Here is a 19,409-nt window from a genome sequence, read left to right on the forward strand (position 1 = left end):
TCACGGCGAGACGGGCGCGGCCGGGGGCGCCGGCCGTGGGAAGGGAAGCGGAGCGGTGCTGGACGGTACACCCTTGGCCAGCAACAGGCGGTTGGCGCCGAGCGAGAATTCCTGCCAGGCGGCGGCCACGTCGCGCAGCATGGCCTGCATGTAGTCCTTGGAGGGCTTGTGCTCGTCCGGGAAGTTGGACAGCGCGCAGGAGGTGCGGTTGAACGCCGCCACGTCGTCCATGATGGCCTGGAGGAAGGGGCCGAACGGCTTCTGCACCTCCGGCGTCAGCGCCGAGCGGCCGCGCTCCACGCCGACGCGCGCCATGTCGAACGGCAGGCTGTCCAGCAGCGCCAGTGCCTGGTCGAACACCCCTTCCACCGCCGCCAGCACTGCCCGCTGGGTTAGCTGGTCGCGCTGTTGCACGGAGAGGTCGGCGGTGAGGTGGCGGCGGTAGGCATCGAGCGCGGGGTCGCTCTGGGCGGCCACCCAGGCGGCGAGGCGCGCAAGACTCGCTGCATTGGCGTCGGCGGCGTCGGCCGGTGGGACGGCAGCGAGGGGGACATCGGCGCCGGGGCGCAGCAGCGCCCGCTCGATGCGCCGCGCCGCCTCCAGCGCGCCTTCCAGATAGCCCGCCCCGCGCGCCGCCGTCTCGGAGCCACCGAGATGCAGGCGGCCTTCCCATAAGGGCCGGCGCAGCAAGGGATGGCCCTGGTCCACATGCTCGCCGGCGGGAGCGGCGCGGTCGCGGGCGCCGCAGGTGAAAGGCTCGCGCGCCCAGTCCTGATAGTGCTGCACGCCGTCCGCCAGAGCGGCGCCGAACAGCTGCGTCATCTGGTTGTCCATCAGGATGGGCAGGCCGGTGGCGAAGCTGTCGCGCAGCTCCGGGCTCAGCGCCAGGAAGCCGCCGAGGGCGGCTTTCCCGCCATCGGTGTCGCAGGCGTCGTAGATCTCGCCGATCACCGCCTGTTCGTGGGTGACGAAGGCATTGCCGGACTGGCCGGCCTCGCGCCAGAAGGCGCGCTCATAGGCGATGGCCACCTTGGCCTGCGACGCCATCCAGGTGGCGGTGCCCTGCAGCGCCTCGCGCGTCGCCTCGTCCAGGGCCGGAGTGCAGGCGATGGTCTCCTCCACCAGGCGCGGCGGCAGCGCCAGCACCACTTGCCGGGCGGCGACGTCCCGCGTCTCCGCGCCGGTCTGGAAGGTGAGGACCACATGGTCGCCGGTGTCGCGCACGGCACGCAGCACATGGCCGAGGCGGAGGCTGCCCGGCGGCAGCGCGCGGTAGAGCGCTGTGGCCAGCGGGCCGAAGCCGTCCGCCAGCCGGCGGGCATCGCCATGTACGGGCTTGTCGTCGAGCCGCTCCGGCGTCTTGTCCGGGTCGCGCAGGTGCAGCACGCTGCCGTCGTCATGTTGCGGCAGATGGTCGAAGCCGAACTCGGCCACGAGGCCGGAGATCAGCGGCTGGCTGCCGGGCCAGAACCAGGCTGGGCCGAGATCGAGCGCTAAGCCCGACCCCGGCGCTTCGGCCGTGAGGATGCGTCCGCCGAGCCGTGTGCGGGCCTCGAACACGGCGATGGGCCGCCCCTGGCGGGATAGGCCGCGCGCCAGCGCGAGGCCGCACAGTCCGCCACCGATGATCGCCGTTTCCAGCATCGCTTGTTCCAGCATGGCGTGAGCCTCTGCCCGTTCGCGTCCAGGCGAGCCACGCAAGATTCGTGCAACTGCTGATGAGGCGCTGGTTCTGTGCGCAGTTCCAGGTCGGCGGCGGGCGGCGGAGCGGCGCGGCGGGAGGCCGTGTTGCGCCCCCGCCCTTTCGCATGTGCGAAATGCGACGTGGTTTTGTCCGGGACCATGCGCGCCGCCTGTCGGGGCGCCCGCGGAAGCTGCAATCGGCAGGGCCGGCGCGAATGGCACGGTTCTTGATGCAGGTCTCCCAACACTTGAGTTGGAGATACCACATGAATGTTGCCCTGGAGTTTGCCTCCGCCTCCCTCGACGAACTGAAGGCGACGCTCGCCGGCGGCACGCTCACCCTCTATTCCGTGGCCCGGCCTATGACCGCCGACCACAAGGTGGAGCGTTCCGGCGTGCTCGCCACCTTTACCTTCGCCTCGCCGGCCTTTGGCGAGGCGACCGATGCGGGCGAGGCGCCCCAGTTCGTGGCCAATCCGGCCCTGGGTGTGAGCACGGGAACCTTCGGCTTCGCCCGCGCCACCACGGCCGACGGCACGGTGGTGGGAGATTTCTCCGCCGGCCCGGGGCCGCGCGAGATTAAGCTGGCGGAAGTCTCGGCCGCGCATGGCGTGCCGATCCGCATCACCGGCTTCAAGTTCCTGCCCGAGGGTGGCTGGCCGGAGCGGCCTGACTATTTCGACACCCATCCGCGCACCGGCTACCCGCTGCCGAAGGCGCCCTGATGGACCATTCCGACGTCGGCCTTCATCCGCCCGACCATGCCAGATTCTATCGAGTGACCACTCAACAAGGAGATCAGCCCCGATGACCCTTGAGACTCCCCTGGTCAGCACCGCATGGCTCGCCGCCCATCTCGGGGACGCGGATCTGCGCATTCTCGACTGCACCTGGCACCATCCGAGCACCAATCTCGACGGGCGCACGCAATATCGCGGTCGTCACCTGCCGGGGGCGGTGCATTTCGACATCGACCACGTGGCGGACAAGACCAATCCCTTGCCGCACATGCTGCCGGGCGCCGCCGACTTCGCCACGAAAATGGGTCTGCTCGGAGTGGGCAGCGGTGACCGCGTGGTGGTCTATGACCGGCTCTATGGAGGCTCGGCGGCGGCTCGCGCCTGGTGGATGTTCCGTGTATTCGGTCACACCAATGTGGCCGTGCTGGACGGGGGCTTCGGCAAGTGGAGCAAGGAAAAGCTGCCGGCTGAGATGACCCCGGTGCGGCCCGAGGCGCGCAGCTTCAGCGCCAGCTTCGATGCCGGTCTGGTGCGCGGGCTGGCCGAGATGAAGGCCAATCTCGCCTCCGGTGCCGAGCAGGTGCTGGATGCGCGCGGGCCGGGCAAGTTCGACGGCACGCAGGAGGACATCTACGCCTTCTCCAAGCTCGGCCACATGCCGAACGCCATCAATCTGCCATGGGCTGATCTCGTCCACCCCGAGACCGGCGCGCTGCTGGATGCCGCGGCACTCGCCGCACGCTTCGTCGCTGCGGGCGTGGATCTCGACCGGCCGATCGTCGTCACCTGCGCCTCGGGCGTCACCTCCTGCATGCTGGCCCTTGCGCTGGCGGTGCTCGGGCGGCCATTGGGCGCGGTCTATGACGGCTCCTGGGCCGAATGGGAAAGCGCCGACGACACCCCTGTCGCCGCCGCCGCATAGGCTGGGAGGGCAGCATGGCCGAGGCGTCCCACCTGGTACTCGGCGGTGAGGACTATGAACTCCTCACCGAGGGTGCCGCGTTCCGGCTGCGCTGCAAAGGCGAGCAGCGCGCCGCCTATCTGGATGGAGACGAAGCCGCCCGCTTCCGCTCCGACCTTGAGATCGTGCAGCAGCAATTTCCCGGCTGCACGGCCGATCACGCCCTGGCGCAGCTCTGGGACCAGGGTGGCTACGGCTGGCTTGCGGTGGACGAGGAGGCTTGAAACATGCCCGCGCTGATAAAGACGACCCTCGATGGCCGGAAGCTGGAAGTGATCGGCCTCGCCATTTGCCTTGACGGTCAACTGGAGGCCTTTGAACTGATCGAGGTGAAGCTGCACCCGAACCGGCACGCCATTCTGGAAGCGGTGCCCGACGCCACCCACATGGCCGGCCGCCTGCCGCTGACGCAGGCGGAAGCTGACTTGGTGGCGGAGGCCTTCAAGGTGGCCGAGGCCCAGGTGCTGGCGAGCCCCGCCGCCATCAACGAGCGCTTCCGCATTGCCGCCATGTGGAAGGCCCGCGAGCAGGGCATCGAATAGAGGTTCGCTCAATCCGGACTTGTTCCCCCCAGACTGCCGGCCCGGCGATCATGTCGGGCCGGCATTTTTACATCTGGGAGCGATTGCATCGCGAGTCATCCCGGGGTGATGCTCGGTTGCCTTCCAGGGCCCGCTCCGTTCAGGGTGCCGCTTGATGCATTCTCTCTAAACCGCGGCCAGGATCCGCGCCTGGAGTGCCGCAGCGGCGGGGTCGCCGGCTTCCCGCCGGGGGCGGGGCAGGTCGATGGGAATGTCGAGGGCGATCTCGCCCTGGCGCAGCACCACCACCCGGTCGGCCAGAGCCACCGCCTCGGCCACGTCGTGGGTGATGAGGACGGTGGTGAAGCGATGCTCCTGCCAGATGCGCTCAGTCAGCCGGTGCATCTCGATGCGGGTGAGCGCATCCAGCGCGCCGAACGGCTCGTCCAGCAGCAGCACCGACGGCCGGCTGACCAATGCGCGGGCGAGGGCTACGCGCTGCTTCTGGCCGCCGGACAGCACCAAGGGCCATTCCCGGCCCCGGTCGCCGAGGCCGACGTCGCGCAAGGCCCGCGCCGCGGCGTGGCGCCAGTCCGGCCCGCGCGCGATGCCGACATTGCCCAGCACGCGCTGCCAGGGCACGAGGCGGGCATCCTGGAACAGCAGGCGCACCTGCGATTGCAGGCCGGTGACGATTTCCCCGCCCACGGCGACCCGGCCCGAGGTGGCGCCGTCGAGCCCGGCGATGAGCCGCATCAGCGTGGTCTTGCCGCCGCCGGAGCGGCCGACCACGGCGAGGAACTGGCCGGCCGGAACGGCAAGGTCGAGGCGGCGCAGTACCGGGCGCTCACCGAACGCCTTGACCACGCCGCCCAGCGTGATGTGGGCGCCGCAGCGCGCGCCGGCGGCCGCGGGGGGCGGCGGCCGGGGGCTGGTCAATGCGCCGTCGCCGAAGGCCGTGAGCGGGGTGCTCATGATGCCAGCCCCGCCCGCCTGCCCTGATAGGCCGGATGCCAGGCGAGCATACGGTGCTCGATGGCGCGGGTCAGGCTGTCCGCGGCCTTGCCGAGCAGCGCATAGGCCAGCACGCCCAGCACTACGACGTCGGTCTGCAGGAATTCCCGCGCGTTCATGGTCATGTAGCCGATGCCCGAGGAGGAGGCGATGGTCTCCGCCACGATCAGCGTCAGCCACATGATGCCGAGCGCGTAGCGCAGCCCCACGAGGATGGAGGGCATCGCGCCGGGCAGCACGATGCGCCAGAACAAGGCGGCGGGGGAGAGGCCATAGACCCGGGCCATCTCGACGAGGCCCCGGTCCACCGTGCGGATGCCGTGGAAGGTGTTGAGGTAGATGGGGAAGGCGACGCCGATGGCGACCAGGAAGATCTTCGCTTCCTCGCCGATGCCGAACCACAGGATCACCAGCGGGATGATGGCCAGATGCGGCACGTTGCGCAGCATCTGCAAGGTGGAATCGAGCGCGGTCTCCGCCGGGCGCCAGATGCCGTTGGCTATCCCGAGGGCGAAGCCGATGCCACCGCCGATGGCGAGGCCGATGAGCGCGCGCCGGGTGCTGACCAGGACGTTGGCCAGGAGTGAGCCGTCGTTCAGCGTCCGCCAGAAAGCCAATGCCACGTCGCCGGGTGCCGGCAGCACGCGCGACGACAGGAAGCCGAGGCTGGCGGCCGCTTGCCACAGCAGGATCACCGCTACCGGCAGGGCCCAGGGCAAGGCGGCGCGCCCGAAGCCAGCGGCCAGCCCGCGCAAGGAGCGGACGCGCCTCGCGGGGCCGGATTGGGCCGCGATGCCCGGCACCGCCCCGAGGGCAACGCCTTCGGAGGCGCTGCCGCTCATGATTTCGGCGCCCGCACGGCGTCGGATATGCGGATTGCCTTGGGGATCAGGCCGAGCTTGAAGAAAGCGTCCGCCACCTCCTGCTGCTGCGCTGTCACCGCCGGGGTGATGGGCTTCACGTCATATTGCTGGCGGGCGAGGGCGACTTCCAGGATCGGGATGGGAATGCCGATGAGCGGCGAGAATTCCGCTGCCGCCGCCTTGGGGTTGGCCTTCACCCAGGCGCCGATCTCGGCCACGCCGGCCAGCACTGCGTCCACCACCTGCGGCGCCCTGTCGGCGAAGCTCTGAGTGGTGAAGTAGAACTGGTAGTTGGAGACGATGCCGGTGCCGTCGGCCAATTGGCGCGCCTCGATGGTCTTCTCGGCGGCGGCCTGGAAGGGATCCCAGATGGCCCAGGCGTCCACCGAGCCGCGCTCGAACGCGGCGCGGGCATCGGCCGGGGTGAGGAAGGCGGGCTTGATGTCGGCATAGGCGACACCGGCCTTCTCCAGCGCCCGCACCAGCAGGTAGTGCACGTTGGAGCCCTTGTTGAGGGCCACCGTCTTGCCCTTGAGGTCGGCGACGCTCTTCAGCGGGCTGCCCTTCGGCACCAGGATGGCCTCGCCCTCGGGGGCAGCAGGCTCGTAGCCCACATAGACCAGTGGCGCGCCGGCGGCCTGGGCGAAGATGGGCGGGGCTTCGCCGGTATTGCCGAAGTCGATGGCGCCGGCATTCAGCGCCTCCAGCAACTGCGGGCCAGCGGGGAACTCGCTCCAACGCACGGAATAGCCGAGCGGCTTCAGCTTGTCCTCTAGCAGGCCCTTGTTCTTCAGCAGGATCAGCGTGCCGTACTTCTGGTAGCCGATGCGCACCACCTTTTCCTGCGCGCAGGCCGCGCCCGCCCACCCGGCCACGAGGCCGGCGGCGGCCAGGGCCGCGAAGCCGCGGCGGGTGAGGGACAGGCGGGAAGAGGCGTCTGGCATGGCGTGATCCTCGATGAGGGAGGCGCAAAGGCAGCGCCCGTCAGATTATTGAAATTAACACATTGATTTTATCAAGTTAAATTTCAAATCCAGACGTTGAATGTGAAAAGGGCGCCGCGCGGGTGCCATTACCCCAGCTTCCGAATGGTGCGCTGGGTCAACGCTGGGCGGCGAGGCCGCTCAGTGTGCGGTAGCCGCCGGCCCAATAGAGCAGCGGCTCAGCGTCCTCGGTGATGCGCGCCGCCGCCACGCGGCCCAGCACGATGATGTGGGAATGCCGCTCGATGGTCTCTTCCAGATGGCAGTCGAAGGCGGCGAGCGCGTCCGCCAGCACCGGCGCGCCGGTCTCCAGCCGTGTCCAGTCGGCGCCCTTGTAGCGCTCCGGGCCCTTCTCGCCGTTGCGGCCGGCGAACTGGTCGGCCAGCGCCTCATGGTGCGGGCGCAGCACGTTGATGGCGAAGCGGCGCTCCTCCAGCAGCAGGGCGCGGGCCGAGGCGTTGCGGTTGACGCAGATGATGAGCGTCGGTGGGTCCACCGACAGCGAGGTGACGGAGGTGGCGGTCAGCCCGGTGCGGGCCTCGCCCTCGCCCAGGGTGAGGATGCTCACCGCCCCCGCCAGCTTGCGCATGGCGCCGCGATAGGCGAGCGCGGTTGGAGAGAGTTCTGCCGGCCGCAGGGGGGCGGCGGGAGCGAGGCTGGAGGTGGTGGCGAAGGCAGTGTGAGCGTTCATGACGGCCTCGTCGGATCGCGGCCGTGGCGTTCCGTCGTGGCGCGGGCGGCCCAGTGGGCGGGCATCATCCCATGCGTCCACGCAGGACACGCGGTCGCTGCAGATGGCAATTGCACACGCCGCTAAAAGCACATGCAATCTATGTGGTGTCTCATGATAGGCAAGTCAGGTTCTTTTAGTCAACAAAATCTATCAGTTTTAATATTGTTGAATGCGCCCCGCGTTGGCCTTCGCGCTCGCTCGCGCCTTCAAGAACAACGATTGTTGCGCGTTTCCACATCGACGCTGCCGATTGACGCAGCCAGAAGGGATAGACGGATTGTCAAATTAATCGATAATAATAGTAGAAATTGTGGATTGAAGCGGCCTTCCGCTTCCTGCTCGTCGGCACCACGCGCGGATGCTCCTCGCCGGCCGTCGGCAGGGCGCGGCTTGGTGTCGTGACCGGACGATCCTGCCGCCGCTTCCATGCCCTGGCCCGCCGTCGCGGCCGCCCCTTGCGAAGAGAGTCTGACATGAGTGTCGTTACGGATCTGGTGCCGGCCCGAGAGGCCAACGTCCTGTGGTTCCTGCCGACCCACGGCGACGGGCACTATCTCGGAACCTCGCACGGCGCACGCTCGGTGTCGCTGGGCTATCTCAGGCAGATCGCCCAGGCGGCGGACCAACTCGGCTATTACGGCGTGCTCATCCCCACTGGGCGCTCCTGCGAGGACAGTTGGATCGTCGCTTCCGCGCTCGCCCCGGCCACCGAGAGGCTGCGCTACCTTATCGCTGTTCGCCCCGGCCTGCTGGAGCCGGCGGTGGCCGCGCGCATGACGGCGACGCTGGACCGCATCTCCAATGGGCGCGTGCTCATCAATGTGGTGACTGGCGGCGACCCGGTGGAGAATCGCGGCGACGGCTTCTTCCTCGACCACGCCGAGCGCTATGAGGTGACGGAGGAATTCCTCGATATCTACACCCGCCTCCTGAAGGGCGAGGATGTGACCTACACTGGCAAGCATCTGAAGGTGGAGGACGGCAAGTTGCTCTATCCGCCGGTGCAGGAGCCGCACCCGCCGCTGTTCTTCGGCGGCTCGTCGCCGGCGGCGCACAAGGTGGCGGCGCGGCAGATCCAGAAATACCTCACCTGGGGCGAGCCCCCGGCGGCGGTGGCGGACAAGATCCGAGACCTTAAGGCCCGCGCGGCGGCCGAAGGGCGCGAACTGTCCTTCGGCATCCGCCTGCACGTCATCGTGCGCGACACCAACGAGCAGGCCTGGGCGGCGGCGAACGACCTCATTCGCCATGTCGACGAAACCACCATCGCCGAAGCGCAGAAGGTGTTCGCCCGCATGGATTCGGAAGGCCAACGGCGGATGAGCGCGTTGCACGGCGGCCAGCGCGACAAGCTGGAAGTGGCGCCGAACCTGTGGGCGGGGGTCGGCCTCGTGCGCGGCGGTGCCGGCACGGCGCTGGTGGGCGATCCTGAGACGGTGGCCGCGCGCATGAAGGAATACATGTCGCTCGGCATCGACACCTTCGTGCTGTCCGGCTATCCGCACCTGGAGGAGGCCTATCGCTTCGCGGAGAGCGTGTTCCCGCTGCTGCCGCTGGCCGCCACCACCGGCACGGCGAAGGGCGAGATTCTGCATCGCGGCCCGTTCGGCGAGATGATCGGCAATTCCATCGTCCCGACGGAGCGCCGCGTCTCGGCGTCCTGACCGGGCGCTGATCGGAGGATCAGCGCGCCGTCGTCCGCTCCGTCCCGTGGATGCCCGGCCCCGTGCCGGGCGTCCACGGCCGGGCCGCTAGTGCTATACCGGCTCCAGCTTCAAGTGCGGTTCGGCGGGCCATTCGCAGGCGATGGTGTCGCCCACGCGTACCGGGCCGCCGGCGAGGACGATGGCCATCACGCCCGCCTTGCGGATCAGGGCGCCGTCGGCGTCCCGGTCCAGCACCGCACGGGTCAGGCCGGGTTGGAAATTGTCCAACTGCTTGCAGGGGTTGCGTAGGCCGGTTACCTCCACCACGGCGGCGGTGCCGAGGTGCAGCCGGGTGCCGCGCGGCAAGCCCAGCAGGTCGAGGCCGCGCGTCAGGATGTTCTCGCCGATGTCGCCGGGCCGGATGGCAAAGCCGTTGGCATTCAGCTCGTCCAGCAGTTCGGCATGCACCAGATGCACCTGCCGCAGGTTGGGCTGGGTGGGGTCGGCGGCCACCCGCGAACGGTGCTTCACCGTCACGCCCTCATGGGCGTCGCCCTCCACGCCGAGGCCCGCCAGCAGGCGGATCTCCGGCCGGGTCGCCTTGCTGAAGCTGTGCGTCGCGCTGACGCTGACCGAAAGAACCTGCGCCATCTCGTCCGGCATGACCGCTCCTGTCTCACCTGCTCCGGGCGAGGGGATAGCCGGTTTCCGTCCGTCCGTCAGGAGGCCGTGGGATAGAGCGGCGCGAGGCGGGCGCCGCGCGGCGTCTTTTCCCTACGCGCCCGCGCCTTCTGCTCCGCCCGGAAGGCCTTGAGAAAGCCCGCGCCGTCGAAGCGGGCAGGCGTCGCGCCATAGAGGCGCTCGCGTAACTGGCCGAGCGCCTGCTCCAGCTCGGCGCTGCGCGGCGCGGCGGGCTCCTCGCGCACGGCGACAAGCCGCAGCCAAGCGAGCACGGCGCGGTGGGCGGCGCCGGCGTCATTGGCCTTGCACGCGGCGATGAGCGCCTGCTCGGCCTGGGCCGGATCACGTGGCGGGCGGGCGCTGCGCGCGGGCAAGGGGGCCTCCAGCGGGCCGGGCATTCCGGCGCGCGTCGGGTCGGAACGCCCCTTCCGCTTCAGCCGCGGCGCCAGTCGGCGGCCGATGGCGGACAGCACGAACACCGCGGCGATGAAGCCGAGCACGCCGGCCAGCGTCTCGCGGTGCCGCAACAGGAGGGCCGTGGCTCGCGTCCAGGCTTCTGACAGCGCGTCGGGGCGCGGCGTCTCGGCCGGCGGCGGCACGGCCGCGGACGAGGCACCCGTAGCGGCGGTGGGCGGCGCGGCGGGCTCGGCGGCGCGCGGATTCGGCGCCACGGTGAAGCTCTCGGCGGGCAGCACCGCCGTCTCCTGCGTCTGCGTCGCGGTGTTCCACCACGCCACCTCGATGGCCGGCAGGGTCACCGGGCCGGGGCGGGTGGGCACCACGGACACGGTCTTGGTGAGCAGCGCGCCGGCCTCGCCGCGCACCGGGGCGCTGTCGGCACGGCTGGTCTCCTCATACTGCCGCACGCCCGGCACCTCGGGCAGGGTCACCGGCGGCAGCTGGTTGGGGCCGGCGCCCTGCGCCTCCAGGCGGATGGTGCGGGTCAGCACCTCCCCGACCTTGGCGCCCTTGAGCGGGGTGGACCAGTCGCTGGAAAGCGTGACGCTGCGGGCGGGCAGGAACCAGCCCTTGGCGTCCGCCGGGCGCTCGCGCACCTTGATCGCGAGCGGGTTGGACTTGACCGTGACGTCGCGCGTGTAGTCCGGCTGGCCGCTCAGCCAGGGCGAGGCGTTGGGGTTGCGGCCCAGCATCTGCGCCATCTCGGAGGGCAGGGCGCCGCCATTGTAGCCGGGCACCTTGGCCTCCAGCGTCACCGGCGGGATGTCGATGGTGCCTGAGCGCTGGGGGCGCATCAGATAGCTCTGCTCGATCACCTGGTAGCGATTGCGGCCCACGGTGCGGAAATAGGCCCGCTGCTCGCCCTGCGGGGTGAAGGTGGCGCCCTCCGCGGCGATGCGCGAGATGCCGCCGGCGCGGATGCCCAGCCGGTCATAGACGCGGATGGTCACCGGCACATCGCTCTGCACGAAGGGGGCGACGTCGCCGGCGTCCAGGCGCACGAACAGCGGCCGGTCCTCCAGCTCCGCCGTATTGGCAGCGGGGACGACGGTGAGGGTCAGCGGCGCGGACACCTGCCCGGCCACCGAGAGCGCGGGGATGGTGAGCTTGCCGGAGCGCCTTGGAGCGAGCGTGATAAGCCATTCGTTCACCGGCACCTTGCGGCCGTCCACGGTGAGCGAGCGGCTGCGGCGGCCCTGCTCGATGATGTCGAAGTCGCGGGTCAGAGCCGTGAGGTTCGGCGGCTCCTTGCCGTCGCCGTCGGTGAGGGTCAGCACCATCTGCACCGTGTCGCCGGCGATGATCGTGCCGGGCGATACCGTGGCGCTCAGCCGCGCGGCGGCAAGGGCGAGGCCCGGCGCCAGCACGAGGGCGAACAGGAGCAGAAGACCTGGGAGGGAGCGCATGGCCCGGGAAGCGGCCGTCATGGCTGGTCCACCCCCGCCACCGGCACGACGCGGCCGGTGTAATGGGCGCGGATGCGCGCGCGCAGCAGGCCCATGGGGTCGTCCGGCACCATGCGTAGCGCTTGTTCACGGCTCTGGTCCTGCTCGGTCATGGGCCGCGTGCCGATGGCGATGGGCGGCGCGCCGTCCTTGTCGCCATCCGGGTCGCCGTCCTGCGGCTGGCCGAGCTGCACCGGTTGGCGCGGGCCGGCGTCCGCCGGCCGAGGCTGCGGCTGCGGCGGGGCGTCCGGCTGCGGCTGAGCCGGCTGGGGCTGGGCGCCGGGCTGGCCGTTGCCGGCCTCCTTCTGCGGCTCCTGCTTGGCCGGGTCCGGCTTTGCGGGTTCCGGCTTGGCGGGCTCGTTCCCCGCGCCCTTCGGCTCGGGCTTGGCTGGCTCGGGCTTGGGCTCCGGCTTCTGCTGAGCCTGCTTGTCCTGCCCTTGCTTGTCCTGGCCGGGTTTGGGCTGGGCCTTGGCCTGGTCGTCGCCGTCAGGCTTCTGGTCCTTCTGGTCCTTGCCCTGGTCCTGTGGCTTGTTCTGCGCGCTGTCCTGCTTCTGGTCGGCCTTGTCCTTGTTCTGGTCCTGGTTCTGGCTTTGATCCTGGTTCTTCTGGTCGTTGGAGCCGCCCCCGCCGCCGGAGCCGCCGCCTCCGCCGCCCTGGCCCTTCTGGTCCTGCGGCGGCTGCGGCAGGTCCGGCTTGTTCTTGTCGTCGAGGATCTTCTGCACCAAGGCGCGATTGTAGATGGCGTCCGCATTCTCCGGATCGGCCTTGAGCGCGGCGTCATACGCCTTCAGCGCGTCTTCCAGCTTGCCCGCGCGGGCCAGGGCGTTGCCGCGGTTGTAGTCGCCGTCCGGCGTGCGGGCGAAGACGTTCGCCGCCCGGTCGTAGTCGCCGTCCTTGTAGAGCGCGCTCGCCTGCCAGTTGGGATCGCGGAAGCTCTGCGTCGCCCCGGTATAGTCCTGCTGTTTGAAGGCGCTGGCGCCCTGCTGGTCGGGCGTCTGCCAGAGGTCGCGCCAGCGCTGCTCCAGCGTGGGCGTAGCGGTCTCCGCCCGTGCCTCGCCGCCGCTGCCGCCGGCCGCCAGCACCGCGAGCGCCAGCACCGCGATCCAGCCGCGCCGGAAGGCGAGGGGCGCGAGCGCCAGCACGGCGATCAGGAGCCAGGGTCCCATGTCCATCCATTGGTCGGCGGAAAGGCCGGTGTTCTGCAGGTCGGACTTGGCCGACCCTGCTGCAGGCTTGGCGAAAAGCGTGTCGAGATCACGGTCGCCGGCGGTAAGCGGGGTGAAAGCTCCGCCGCCTGCCTCCGCCACCTGCTTCAGCCCCGCCTCGTCCAGCCGCGTGGTGAGGGGCGTGCCGTCCCGCGCGCGCAGGATGCGGCCGTCGAAGGCGAGCAGCGGCGTCGGCGCGTCGGCCCCGACGCCCAGCACGTTCACGCTATAGCCTGCCGCGGCTGCGGCTGCGGCGGTGGCGCGGGTCTGGTCCGGCCGGTCGCCCAGCCCGTCGGTGATCAGTACGATGCGGCCGGCAGGCGCGCCGGTGTTCTTCAGCAGGTCTACGGCGGCGCGGATCGCCATGTCCGGACGGTTGTCCATCACCGGCATCAGGTCGGTGGCGATCTCCGGCAGCATCTGCCCGACCACCCGCGCGTCCTCGGTGAGCGGCGAGGCGACGAAGGGCGCATCGGCGAAGATGATGAGGCCCACCTGTCCGCCGCGCATCCGGCGCAGGATGTCGTCCACCTTGTGCCGGGCGGCGCCGAGCCGCGTCGGATTTTGGTCGGTGGCGTTCATGGACTGGGCGAGGCTCAGCACGATCACCGTGGGGTCGATGCGGTCGAGCGCCGGCGTGGGCAGCTTCTGCCAGGCGGGGCCGGCCATGGCGACGGCGGCGAGCGTCCAGGCCGCGAGCAGCAGCACCACCGGCCATTTGCCCGCCCGGCCCTTGTCCTTCAGCGCCAGGTGCCGCAGCAGGTGCGCGTCCACCAGCCCCTGCCAGGCACTGCGCCCCGCGCCCATGCGCCGCCACGCGAGGATGGCGAACAGCACGGCGGGGACCAACGCCAGCAGCCACAGCGGGCGCAGGAAATGGAAATCGGCTGGGATGAAGCCGGGCAGGGCGAAGGGCAGCGTCATGGACGGGCGCCCTCGGTAGCCGCCCCTTCGGGCGCGCCGCCCTCGGCCGGAAATGCCACGGCGGGCGCGCGGGACAGGCGGGGCAGCAGCAGCGCGAGGCCGAACAGGAAGCTCAGGCCCAGCGCCGCGCCGAGCGGCCATTGGAACAGCGACACCGTGGGGCTGAGATAGACCGGATCGCCGGTGACCGGCTCCATGCGGTTGATGTCGTCATAGATGCCGGCGAGCCCGGCGGCATCGCGGGCACGGAAATAGCGCCCGCCGGTCGCGTCGGCGATCTTGACCAGGGCTTCCTCGTCCAGGTCGGCGGAGGGGTTGACCATGCGCTGGCCCACGGCGAAGGCGTCGGCGCCGACCCCGATGGTGTAGATCTTCACCCCGTTGGCGCGGGCGATCTCGGTGGCCTGAACCGGGTCCAGCATGCCGGAATTGTTGGCGCCGTCGGTGAGCAGCACCAGCACCCGTTCCTCCTGCGGCCGGGTGCGCAGCGTCTTCACGGCGAGCGCGATGGCGTCGCCGATGGCGGTTTCCTGTCCGGTGAGGCCGATGCTGGAGGTGCGCAGGAGATCACGCACCACGTTGCGGTCGAAGGTCAGCGGCGCCTGTACATAGGCCCGGCTGGAGAACAGGATCAGCCCCACCCGGTCACCCTTGCGGCGGGCGATGAAATCGTCGGCCACGCCCTTCACCACGGTGAGGCGGTCCACCGGAACGCCGTCGTGGGAGAAATCCTGCCGGGCCATGGAGCCGGAGAGGTCCACGGCCATCATCAGGTCGCGGCCTTCCACCGGCACGGCCACCGGCGTGCCCACATAGGCCGGGCGCATGGCGGCTGCCACCAGCAGCAGCCAGATCATCGTCAGCAGCGACAGGCGCAAGAGGCGCCGCCGGCGCCCCCCGTCGGAGATGAGGCCGGCACCAGCGATTTCCTGGAAGAAGGGCAGACGCAGCGCGCCGGCGCGGGTCTTCGGGGCCGGACGCATCAGGACCCGCGCGATCAGCGGCAGCGGCAGGAAGAGGGCGGCCCAGAGCCACTGGAAGCTCATCATGCGTTGCCCCGGATCCAGCGCTTCAGGGCGCGCACCAGCGCGGCCCGGTCCATGGCCGTGGCCTCGGGGGCGGCGGGGGGCAGATAGGGGGCGATGCTGAGAAAGCGGCCGACTTCCTGTGGCAGGCCGGACTTGCCTTGGCCGAGGAAGGCCTGCCAGCCGTCGCCGGTCAGCACGGCGGCGCCGGGATGGTCGGCACGGGTCAGCAGGATGCGGCGCACCAGCACGGCGGCGGCCGCGCCTACTGCGCGGGCATCGCCGTAGCGCGCGGTGTCGGCGGCGATGGCGTCCAGTTCGCGCAGTGCGCGATAGCCCAGGGTCTGACGCCGCCGCCATTCCAGGGCGGCGGCCAGCAGAGCCAGCAGCACCAGCAGGACGGCCAGCATCCACCAGCCCGGTGCGGGCGGCCAGAACGGCACCGGCGGCGGCAGGTGGATGTCGCGCAGGGCGAGCAAAGGATCGGCGGCGCTGGGGTCCAGCGTGAGGGCGGGGGCGCCCGGGGGGGGAGGGGTCTGCGGGTTCATGCGGCGTTGTCCCGCGCCGGCTTGCGACCCATGCGGGCCGGGTGCAGCAGTTCGGCCGGATCCTCGCCGGTGCGCAGCGGCACGAAGCCCATGCCGCGCTGGCGGGCGGCGGTCTCCACCGCCAGCCGCCGCGCGGCGAAGCGCCGGGCGTAGGCCTCGCGCACCGCGAGGCTGTCGGCATCCAGCGTCGCCACGGCGGTGCCGTCGCTGACCGGATAGGCGCCGCGCGCCGGGGTCGCGGCCTCCAGGGCGTCATAGATGAAGACGTTGGTGATGTTCGCCTGGAGCGAGAGCCGGTTCAACTCGCGCGCCGCCGCCGCGTCGAAATCGTGGAAATCGCTGACGATGAAGACCAGCGCGCCCGGCCGCGCGGTGAGGCGCAGGCGGGCGATGGCCTCGGCGAGGCGCGGCTCGGACGCGGCGCCGGCCGCCTCGGTACCGAAACGATCCTGGGTGGCGTCCGCCAGCGCCTTGACGAAGCCCAGCACCCGGGCGCGGCTGCGCTGCGGGCTGAAGGAGAGGACGCCGGAGGGCGAGAGCACGGCGCCGCCGACCCGGTCGCCACCGTCCATGGAGGTCCAGGCCAGCACGGCGGCGGCCTTGGCGGCGAGCACCGACTTGAAGCTGGCGCGGGTGCCGAAGCGCATGAAGCTGCGGGCGTCCATCAGGATGAGGACGGGGCGCTCGCGCTCCTCCTGGAACAGCTTGGTGTGGGTGCGGCCGGTGCGGGCGGTCACCCGCCAGTCGATGGTGCGGATGTCGTCGCCCGGCTGATAGGCGCGCACCTCGTCGAATTCCATGCCGCGCCCGCGGAACGGCGAGCGGTAGCCGCCATTCTGCTGGGTGCGCACCTTGCCGCGCGCGCCGAAGCCGTCCCGCCCGCCGGGACGCATGGCGATCAGCTCGTCGAGGCGCGCGACGAGGCCATGGAAGTCCGGGCTGGAGAAATCGGGAATGGTCCCTTTGCTCATGTCCCAATGCTCATGGCGCGTTCGCCGACCCGCTCCACCTCAGGCCACCGGCACCCGGGCCAGCAGCGTGTCGAGGAACAGGTCCGCCGTCATGCCATCGGCCTGGGCCTCGAAATTCAGCAGGATGCGGTGGCGCAGCACAGGCTTCAGGATGGCCTGCACGTCTTCCGGCACCACATAGTCCCGGCCGCGCAGCCAGGCATGGGCCCGCGCGCAGCGGTCGAGCGCGATGGTGCCGCGCGGGCTGGCGCCGAACGAGACGAGGCCGGCGAGATCCTTGCCGTAAAGCTCCGGGGTGCGCGTGGCGAAGACGAATTGCAGCAGATATTCCTCCACGGCCTCCGACATGTAGGTGGCCAGCGCCTGCCGCCGAGCGGCGAAGATCACCGCCTGGCTGACGCGCTCGCCGAAGGCCACGCTCTCGCCCTGCGCCTCACCGCGCACCAGGCGCAGGATCTCGCGTTCCGCCGCGATGTCCGGATAGTCGATCTTCACATGCAGCAGGAAGCGGTCGAGCTGCGCTTCGGGCAGGGGATAGGTGCCCTCCTGCTCGATCGGGTTCTGCGTCGCCATGACCAGGAACAACTTGGGCAGCGCATAAGTGGCGCCGCCCACCGTCACCTGCCGCTCGCCCATGGCCTCCAGCAGCGCCGCCTGCACCTTGGCCGGGGCGCGGTTGATCTCGTCCGCCAGGATGAAATTGTGGAACACCGGCCCCGCCTGGAAGCGGAAGGAGCCGTCCTCCGGCCGGTAGATGTCGGTGCCGGTGAGGTCCGAGGGCAAGAGGTCCGGAGTGAACTGGATGCGCTGGTCGTCGCAGTCGATGGCCTTGGCCAGCGCCTTGATGGCCTTGGTCTTGGCCAGGCCCGGCGCGCCTTCCACCAGCAGATGCCCGTCCGCCAGCACCGCCACCAGCAGCAGGTCCACGAAGGCCGGCTGCCCGAGGATGCAGCTGTTCATGTAATCGGCGAGGCGGTGGAACACCCGGTGATAGCCGTCCTGGGCCAGCGGCGGCGGTGGGGCGGGCACGGCAAGGGTGTCGGGGATCAAGGTCATTACTGGCGTTCGTTCCGATTGAGCATCCACCGCGGAACTCTATAACCCAGAGCACCCGCCCGCCGAAAACTTTCAATGCGGGTGATCACATACCTGTGGCTTCCAGTCGCTCCGCGCAGCGTCCCGCCGGCCGCCCGCGGCACCATGCGGGTGGGGCTCGGGAGAGGATGGCATGGTGCCGCTAGGGTAGGCGATCAGTCTCGCAGCATTGGCTGGCGGGGGCCTTGCACCGCGATGCCGAGCGCTCGTCGTTGTCAAAAGGTAATATACAACGGCACGGCTAGGGCCGCGTCGCCTCGGCTTTCGCTGCAGATCCCATGCCGTCTTCGATCCGGCCCAGCAGGTAGGGATAGAAGGGGTTGGACGACATACGCAGCAGCGAGTCGAGATTGACGATCAGCGTGCCGCGCTCGCCCCGCGCGGCGAGACTGCCGAGGTTGAGCCCGAAATTCTCCGCCGGGTCCGGATTAAGCCCGTAGAGACTGTCGCTGGTGGGGAAGGGCAGGGCCACGTGGGACAGCGAATAAACGTCGATGGGATAGGCGAGGCCGAGGTCCACCACCTCCTCGGCGGTGCCGCCCGCCGGAGTGATGCGCGCGACCACGGCGGCGGTGTCCGAACTGGCGTTGGTGATGACGGTGGTGGTGAAGGCCCGCGGCGCCGGCGGCAGGATGCGGTCGAGCAGGGTGTCGGAGGCCGCTCGCAGCAGCGGCCCGAACTTGGTGTTGCGGTTGATGTCGAACAATACCAGCTCGCTGCCGTTGGCCGGCAACTGGCTATAGAGCGCCGAGACGATGGCGCGGGTAGAGACCGTGAAGTCCATCACCGACTGGAAGGTGAGCACCGGCGGCAGGCCCTGCCAGCGGTTGCTGCGGGCGTGGTCGGCGATGCGCTGCTGGAGGGCCTGGGTCAGCAGGTGCGACTGGCGCGCGCCGTTGATGGGAAAGGAATTGTATTTGAACGGGTTGAATTCCGGCAGCACGCCCAGCCACGCCGCCTTGGCGAAGGCCGGCAGGATGGCCGGTATGCCGGCGAGGCCGGCGAAGCGGGCGAAAGCGGTGATGCCGACCATGGGCGAGATCAGCACCACCCGCTCGGGCTGGGCGAGCTTGGGGTCGTCGATGGCGTCGAGCGCATACATCAGCGCCAGCGCGCCGCCGTTGGAGAAGCCGACGATCTGCAGCGGCTTCGGCGCCGGCACGCGGCGGCGGGCCTCGCGCACCGCCAGCCGCGTGGCGGCCAGCCACTGCTCCCAGGTGGCGTCGGTGAGCGCGCCGGGCACGGTGCCGTGCGCCGGCAGGCGGATGGCGATGGCGAGATACCCGCGGTCGCGATAGCGCCGGGCGATGTGGCGCAGGCTGTAGGGCGAATCGGTAAGGCCGTGCAGGAACACCGCCACGCCGACCGGTGGGCCGTCCGGCTCCAGCACATACGAGCGGTTCCAGTCCTGCGCGAAATGCCCGGGATAGACCGGGCTGCCCTCGAAATAGCGGTTGACCGGAACCCGGTCCTTCGGCGGCAGCTTCTGCGTCACCTCGGCCCGGACGTCGTCGAAGATGCGCTGCTCGGCCTTCAGGTAGCCGGCCCAATCCGCCTGGTCGAGCGCAGCGATGCTCAGTTCCTTGGGCACGTAGGAATGCCAGGGCTCCAGCGGGTCGCCGCGCTGGGAATCATAGGCGCGGATGGCGAGCAGGGTGAGCGCGCTGACGGCGATGGCCGTGGCGCTCCACTTCAGGATCTTGACGAGGCGTCGGCGCATGGGCGGGAACTCTCGGCCGTGTCGGTCGTGTGGCGGGGAAGGCGGATCGGCAACCGGAGGCTGCGCCTGCCGTTGCGCGATCAATCCAGGGAAATCGCATTGCTGTCCAGCCGGATCCGGTGGGGTTCCCCGGCTGTCTCACGGCAGCCGGAGGGTGCTATGGTGCGCCGATGCGGAAGCGGATGTTGAACC

Annotated in this window: 19 protein-coding genes; 5 read left to right on the plus strand and 14 right to left on the minus strand. The window is 70.2% G+C overall.

Annotation, left to right across the window (positions count from 1 at the left end; all coding sequences use genetic code 11):
* Window positions 1–1,644: a flavin monoamine oxidase family protein gene (locus YU1_RS30510; protein WP_051357104.1), complete on the minus strand. Its 1,644-nt coding sequence runs from the start codon at window positions 1,642–1,644 to the stop codon at window positions 1–3.
* A gap of 305 nt (window positions 1,645–1,949) precedes the next feature.
* Here YU1_RS30510 and YU1_RS0121025 point away from each other — a divergent pair, with 305 nt between their 5' ends.
* The 4 genes from YU1_RS0121025 (at window position 1,950) to YU1_RS0121040 (ending at window position 3,926) form a co-directional block, all read left to right on the plus strand.
* On the plus strand, window positions 1,950–2,408 hold the full coding sequence (locus tag YU1_RS0121025) for a hypothetical protein (protein ID WP_029005765.1): 459 nt from the start codon (window positions 1,950–1,952) through the stop codon (window positions 2,406–2,408).
* Between the two features lie 82 nt (window positions 2,409–2,490).
* Complete coding sequence (locus YU1_RS0121030) at window positions 2,491–3,345, plus strand: sulfurtransferase (RefSeq protein ID WP_029005766.1); 855 nt, start codon at window positions 2,491–2,493, stop codon at window positions 3,343–3,345.
* Between the two features lie 14 nt (window positions 3,346–3,359).
* On the plus strand, window positions 3,360–3,608 hold the full coding sequence (locus YU1_RS0121035; RefSeq protein WP_029005767.1) for a hypothetical protein: 249 nt from the start codon (window positions 3,360–3,362) through the stop codon (window positions 3,606–3,608).
* Between the two features lie 3 nt (window positions 3,609–3,611).
* Window positions 3,612–3,926: a hypothetical protein gene (locus YU1_RS0121040; protein ID WP_029005768.1), complete on the plus strand. Its 315-nt coding sequence runs from the start codon at window positions 3,612–3,614 to the stop codon at window positions 3,924–3,926.
* 165 nt (window positions 3,927–4,091) lie between these two features.
* Here the strand turns inward: YU1_RS0121040 and YU1_RS30515 are convergent, their stop codons facing one another.
* From YU1_RS30515 to YU1_RS33615, 5 genes are all read right to left on the minus strand, one after another.
* Window positions 4,092–4,880: an ATP-binding cassette domain-containing protein gene (locus YU1_RS30515; protein ID WP_084540013.1), complete on the minus strand. Its 789-nt coding sequence runs from the start codon at window positions 4,878–4,880 to the stop codon at window positions 4,092–4,094.
* Window positions 4,877–5,761 (minus strand): ABC transporter permease subunit, encoded by an 885-nt coding sequence (locus YU1_RS0121050; protein ID WP_084540014.1) that lies wholly within the window; start codon window positions 5,759–5,761, stop codon window positions 4,877–4,879. Before YU1_RS0121050 ends, YU1_RS30515 begins: the two co-directional genes overlap by 4 nt.
* On the minus strand, window positions 5,758–6,705 hold the full coding sequence (locus YU1_RS0121055) for a sulfonate ABC transporter substrate-binding protein (protein WP_029005770.1): 948 nt from the start codon (window positions 6,703–6,705) through the stop codon (window positions 5,758–5,760). Before YU1_RS0121055 ends, YU1_RS0121050 begins: the two co-directional genes overlap by 4 nt.
* A 178-nt stretch (window positions 6,706–6,883) precedes the next feature.
* Entirely contained in the window at window positions 6,884–7,456 is a 573-nt protein-coding gene (locus YU1_RS30520; protein ID WP_051357106.1) for a flavin reductase family protein, read from the minus strand.
* Window positions 7,457–7,704: 248 nt separating this feature from the next.
* A complete protein-coding gene (locus YU1_RS33615; RefSeq protein WP_156922330.1) occupies window positions 7,705–7,926 on the minus strand; it encodes a hypothetical protein in 222 nt (73 codons plus the stop codon).
* Window positions 7,927–7,971: 45 nt separating this feature from the next.
* Here YU1_RS33615 and ssuD point away from each other — a divergent pair, with 45 nt between their 5' ends.
* On the plus strand, window positions 7,972–9,162 hold the full coding sequence (gene ssuD, locus YU1_RS0121065) for an FMNH2-dependent alkanesulfonate monooxygenase (RefSeq protein WP_035716174.1): 1,191 nt from the start codon (window positions 7,972–7,974) through the stop codon (window positions 9,160–9,162).
* 93 nt (window positions 9,163–9,255) lie between these two features.
* Here the strand turns inward: ssuD and YU1_RS0121070 are convergent, their stop codons facing one another.
* The 8 genes from YU1_RS0121070 to YU1_RS0121105 form a co-directional block, all read right to left on the minus strand.
* A complete protein-coding gene (locus YU1_RS0121070) occupies window positions 9,256–9,807 on the minus strand; it encodes an MOSC domain-containing protein (protein WP_035716176.1) in 552 nt (183 codons plus the stop codon).
* Window positions 9,808–9,863: 56 nt separating this feature from the next.
* Window positions 9,864–11,711 carry a BatD family protein gene (locus tag YU1_RS0121075; protein WP_029005773.1) on the minus strand — a complete coding sequence of 616 codons (1,848 nt, stop codon included), beginning with the start codon at window positions 11,709–11,711 and terminating at the stop codon, window positions 9,864–9,866.
* A complete protein-coding gene (locus tag YU1_RS0121080; RefSeq protein ID WP_029005774.1) occupies window positions 11,708–13,858 on the minus strand; it encodes a VWA domain-containing protein in 2,151 nt (716 codons plus the stop codon). Before YU1_RS0121080 ends, YU1_RS0121075 begins: the two co-directional genes overlap by 4 nt.
* Entirely contained in the window at window positions 13,855–14,907 is a 1,053-nt protein-coding gene (locus YU1_RS30525) for a vWA domain-containing protein (RefSeq protein WP_084540015.1), read from the minus strand. The genes YU1_RS0121080 and YU1_RS30525 overlap by 4 nt, the downstream gene beginning before the upstream one ends.
* Window positions 14,904–15,431 (minus strand): DUF4381 domain-containing protein, encoded by a 528-nt coding sequence (locus YU1_RS0121090; protein ID WP_051357108.1) that lies wholly within the window; start codon window positions 15,429–15,431, stop codon window positions 14,904–14,906. The genes YU1_RS30525 and YU1_RS0121090 overlap by 4 nt, the downstream gene beginning before the upstream one ends.
* Window positions 15,428–16,402, minus strand: coding sequence for a DUF58 domain-containing protein (locus YU1_RS30530; RefSeq protein ID WP_051357110.1), 975 nt, complete (start codon window positions 16,400–16,402; stop codon window positions 15,428–15,430). Before YU1_RS30530 ends, YU1_RS0121090 begins: the two co-directional genes overlap by 4 nt.
* 39 nt (window positions 16,403–16,441) lie before the next feature.
* The gene (locus YU1_RS0121100; protein ID WP_051357113.1) at window positions 16,442–17,362 is read right to left on the minus strand and encodes an AAA family ATPase; all 921 of its coding nucleotides are present in this window, start codon (window positions 17,360–17,362) and stop codon (window positions 16,442–16,444) included.
* A gap of 376 nt (window positions 17,363–17,738) precedes the next feature.
* Entirely contained in the window at window positions 17,739–19,217 is a 1,479-nt protein-coding gene (locus tag YU1_RS0121105) for an alpha/beta hydrolase (RefSeq protein WP_035716178.1), read from the minus strand.
* Window positions 19,218–19,409 lie beyond the last annotated feature (192 nt).

The organism is Azorhizobium doebereinerae UFLA1-100 (assembly GCF_000473085.1).
Lineage (GTDB): Bacteria > Pseudomonadota > Alphaproteobacteria > Rhizobiales > Xanthobacteraceae > Azorhizobium > Azorhizobium doebereinerae.

Coding starts and splice junctions, on each gene's coding strand:
- YU1_RS0121040 (WP_029005768.1), top strand. CDS start 3,612: ATGCCCGCGCTGATAAAGACGACCCTCGATGGCCGGAAGCTGGAAGTG.
- YU1_RS0121030 (WP_029005766.1), top strand. CDS start 2,491: ATGACCCTTGAGACTCCCCTGGTCAGCACCGCATGGCTCGCCGCCCAT.
- YU1_RS30530 (WP_051357110.1), bottom strand. CDS start 16,402: ATGAGCAAAGGGACCATTCCCGATTTCTCCAGCCCGGACTTCCATGGC.
- YU1_RS30525 (WP_084540015.1), bottom strand. CDS start 14,907: ATGATGAGCTTCCAGTGGCTCTGGGCCGCCCTCTTCCTGCCGCTGCCG.
- YU1_RS0121070 (WP_035716176.1), bottom strand. CDS start 9,807: ATGCCGGACGAGATGGCGCAGGTTCTTTCGGTCAGCGTCAGCGCGACG.
- YU1_RS0121035 (WP_029005767.1), top strand. CDS start 3,360: ATGGCCGAGGCGTCCCACCTGGTACTCGGCGGTGAGGACTATGAACTC.
- YU1_RS0121025 (WP_029005765.1), top strand. CDS start 1,950: ATGAATGTTGCCCTGGAGTTTGCCTCCGCCTCCCTCGACGAACTGAAG.
- YU1_RS0121105 (WP_035716178.1), bottom strand. CDS start 19,217: ATGCGCCGACGCCTCGTCAAGATCCTGAAGTGGAGCGCCACGGCCATC.
- YU1_RS30510 (WP_051357104.1), bottom strand. CDS start 1,644: ATGCTGGAAACGGCGATCATCGGTGGCGGACTGTGCGGCCTCGCGCTG.
- YU1_RS30520 (WP_051357106.1), bottom strand. CDS start 7,456: ATGAACGCTCACACTGCCTTCGCCACCACCTCCAGCCTCGCTCCCGCC.
- YU1_RS0121090 (WP_051357108.1), bottom strand. CDS start 15,431: ATGAACCCGCAGACCCCTCCCCCCCCGGGCGCCCCCGCCCTCACGCTG.
- YU1_RS0121080 (WP_029005774.1), bottom strand. CDS start 13,858: ATGACGCTGCCCTTCGCCCTGCCCGGCTTCATCCCAGCCGATTTCCAT.
- ssuD (WP_035716174.1), top strand. CDS start 7,972: ATGAGTGTCGTTACGGATCTGGTGCCGGCCCGAGAGGCCAACGTCCTG.
- YU1_RS30515 (WP_084540013.1), bottom strand. CDS start 4,880: ATGAGCACCCCGCTCACGGCCTTCGGCGACGGCGCATTGACCAGCCCC.
- YU1_RS33615 (WP_156922330.1), bottom strand. CDS start 7,926: ATGGAAGCGGCGGCAGGATCGTCCGGTCACGACACCAAGCCGCGCCCT.
- YU1_RS0121075 (WP_029005773.1), bottom strand. CDS start 11,711: ATGACGGCCGCTTCCCGGGCCATGCGCTCCCTCCCAGGTCTTCTGCTC.
- YU1_RS0121050 (WP_084540014.1), bottom strand. CDS start 5,761: ATGAGCGGCAGCGCCTCCGAAGGCGTTGCCCTCGGGGCGGTGCCGGGC.
- YU1_RS0121100 (WP_051357113.1), bottom strand. CDS start 17,362: ATGAACAGCTGCATCCTCGGGCAGCCGGCCTTCGTGGACCTGCTGCTG.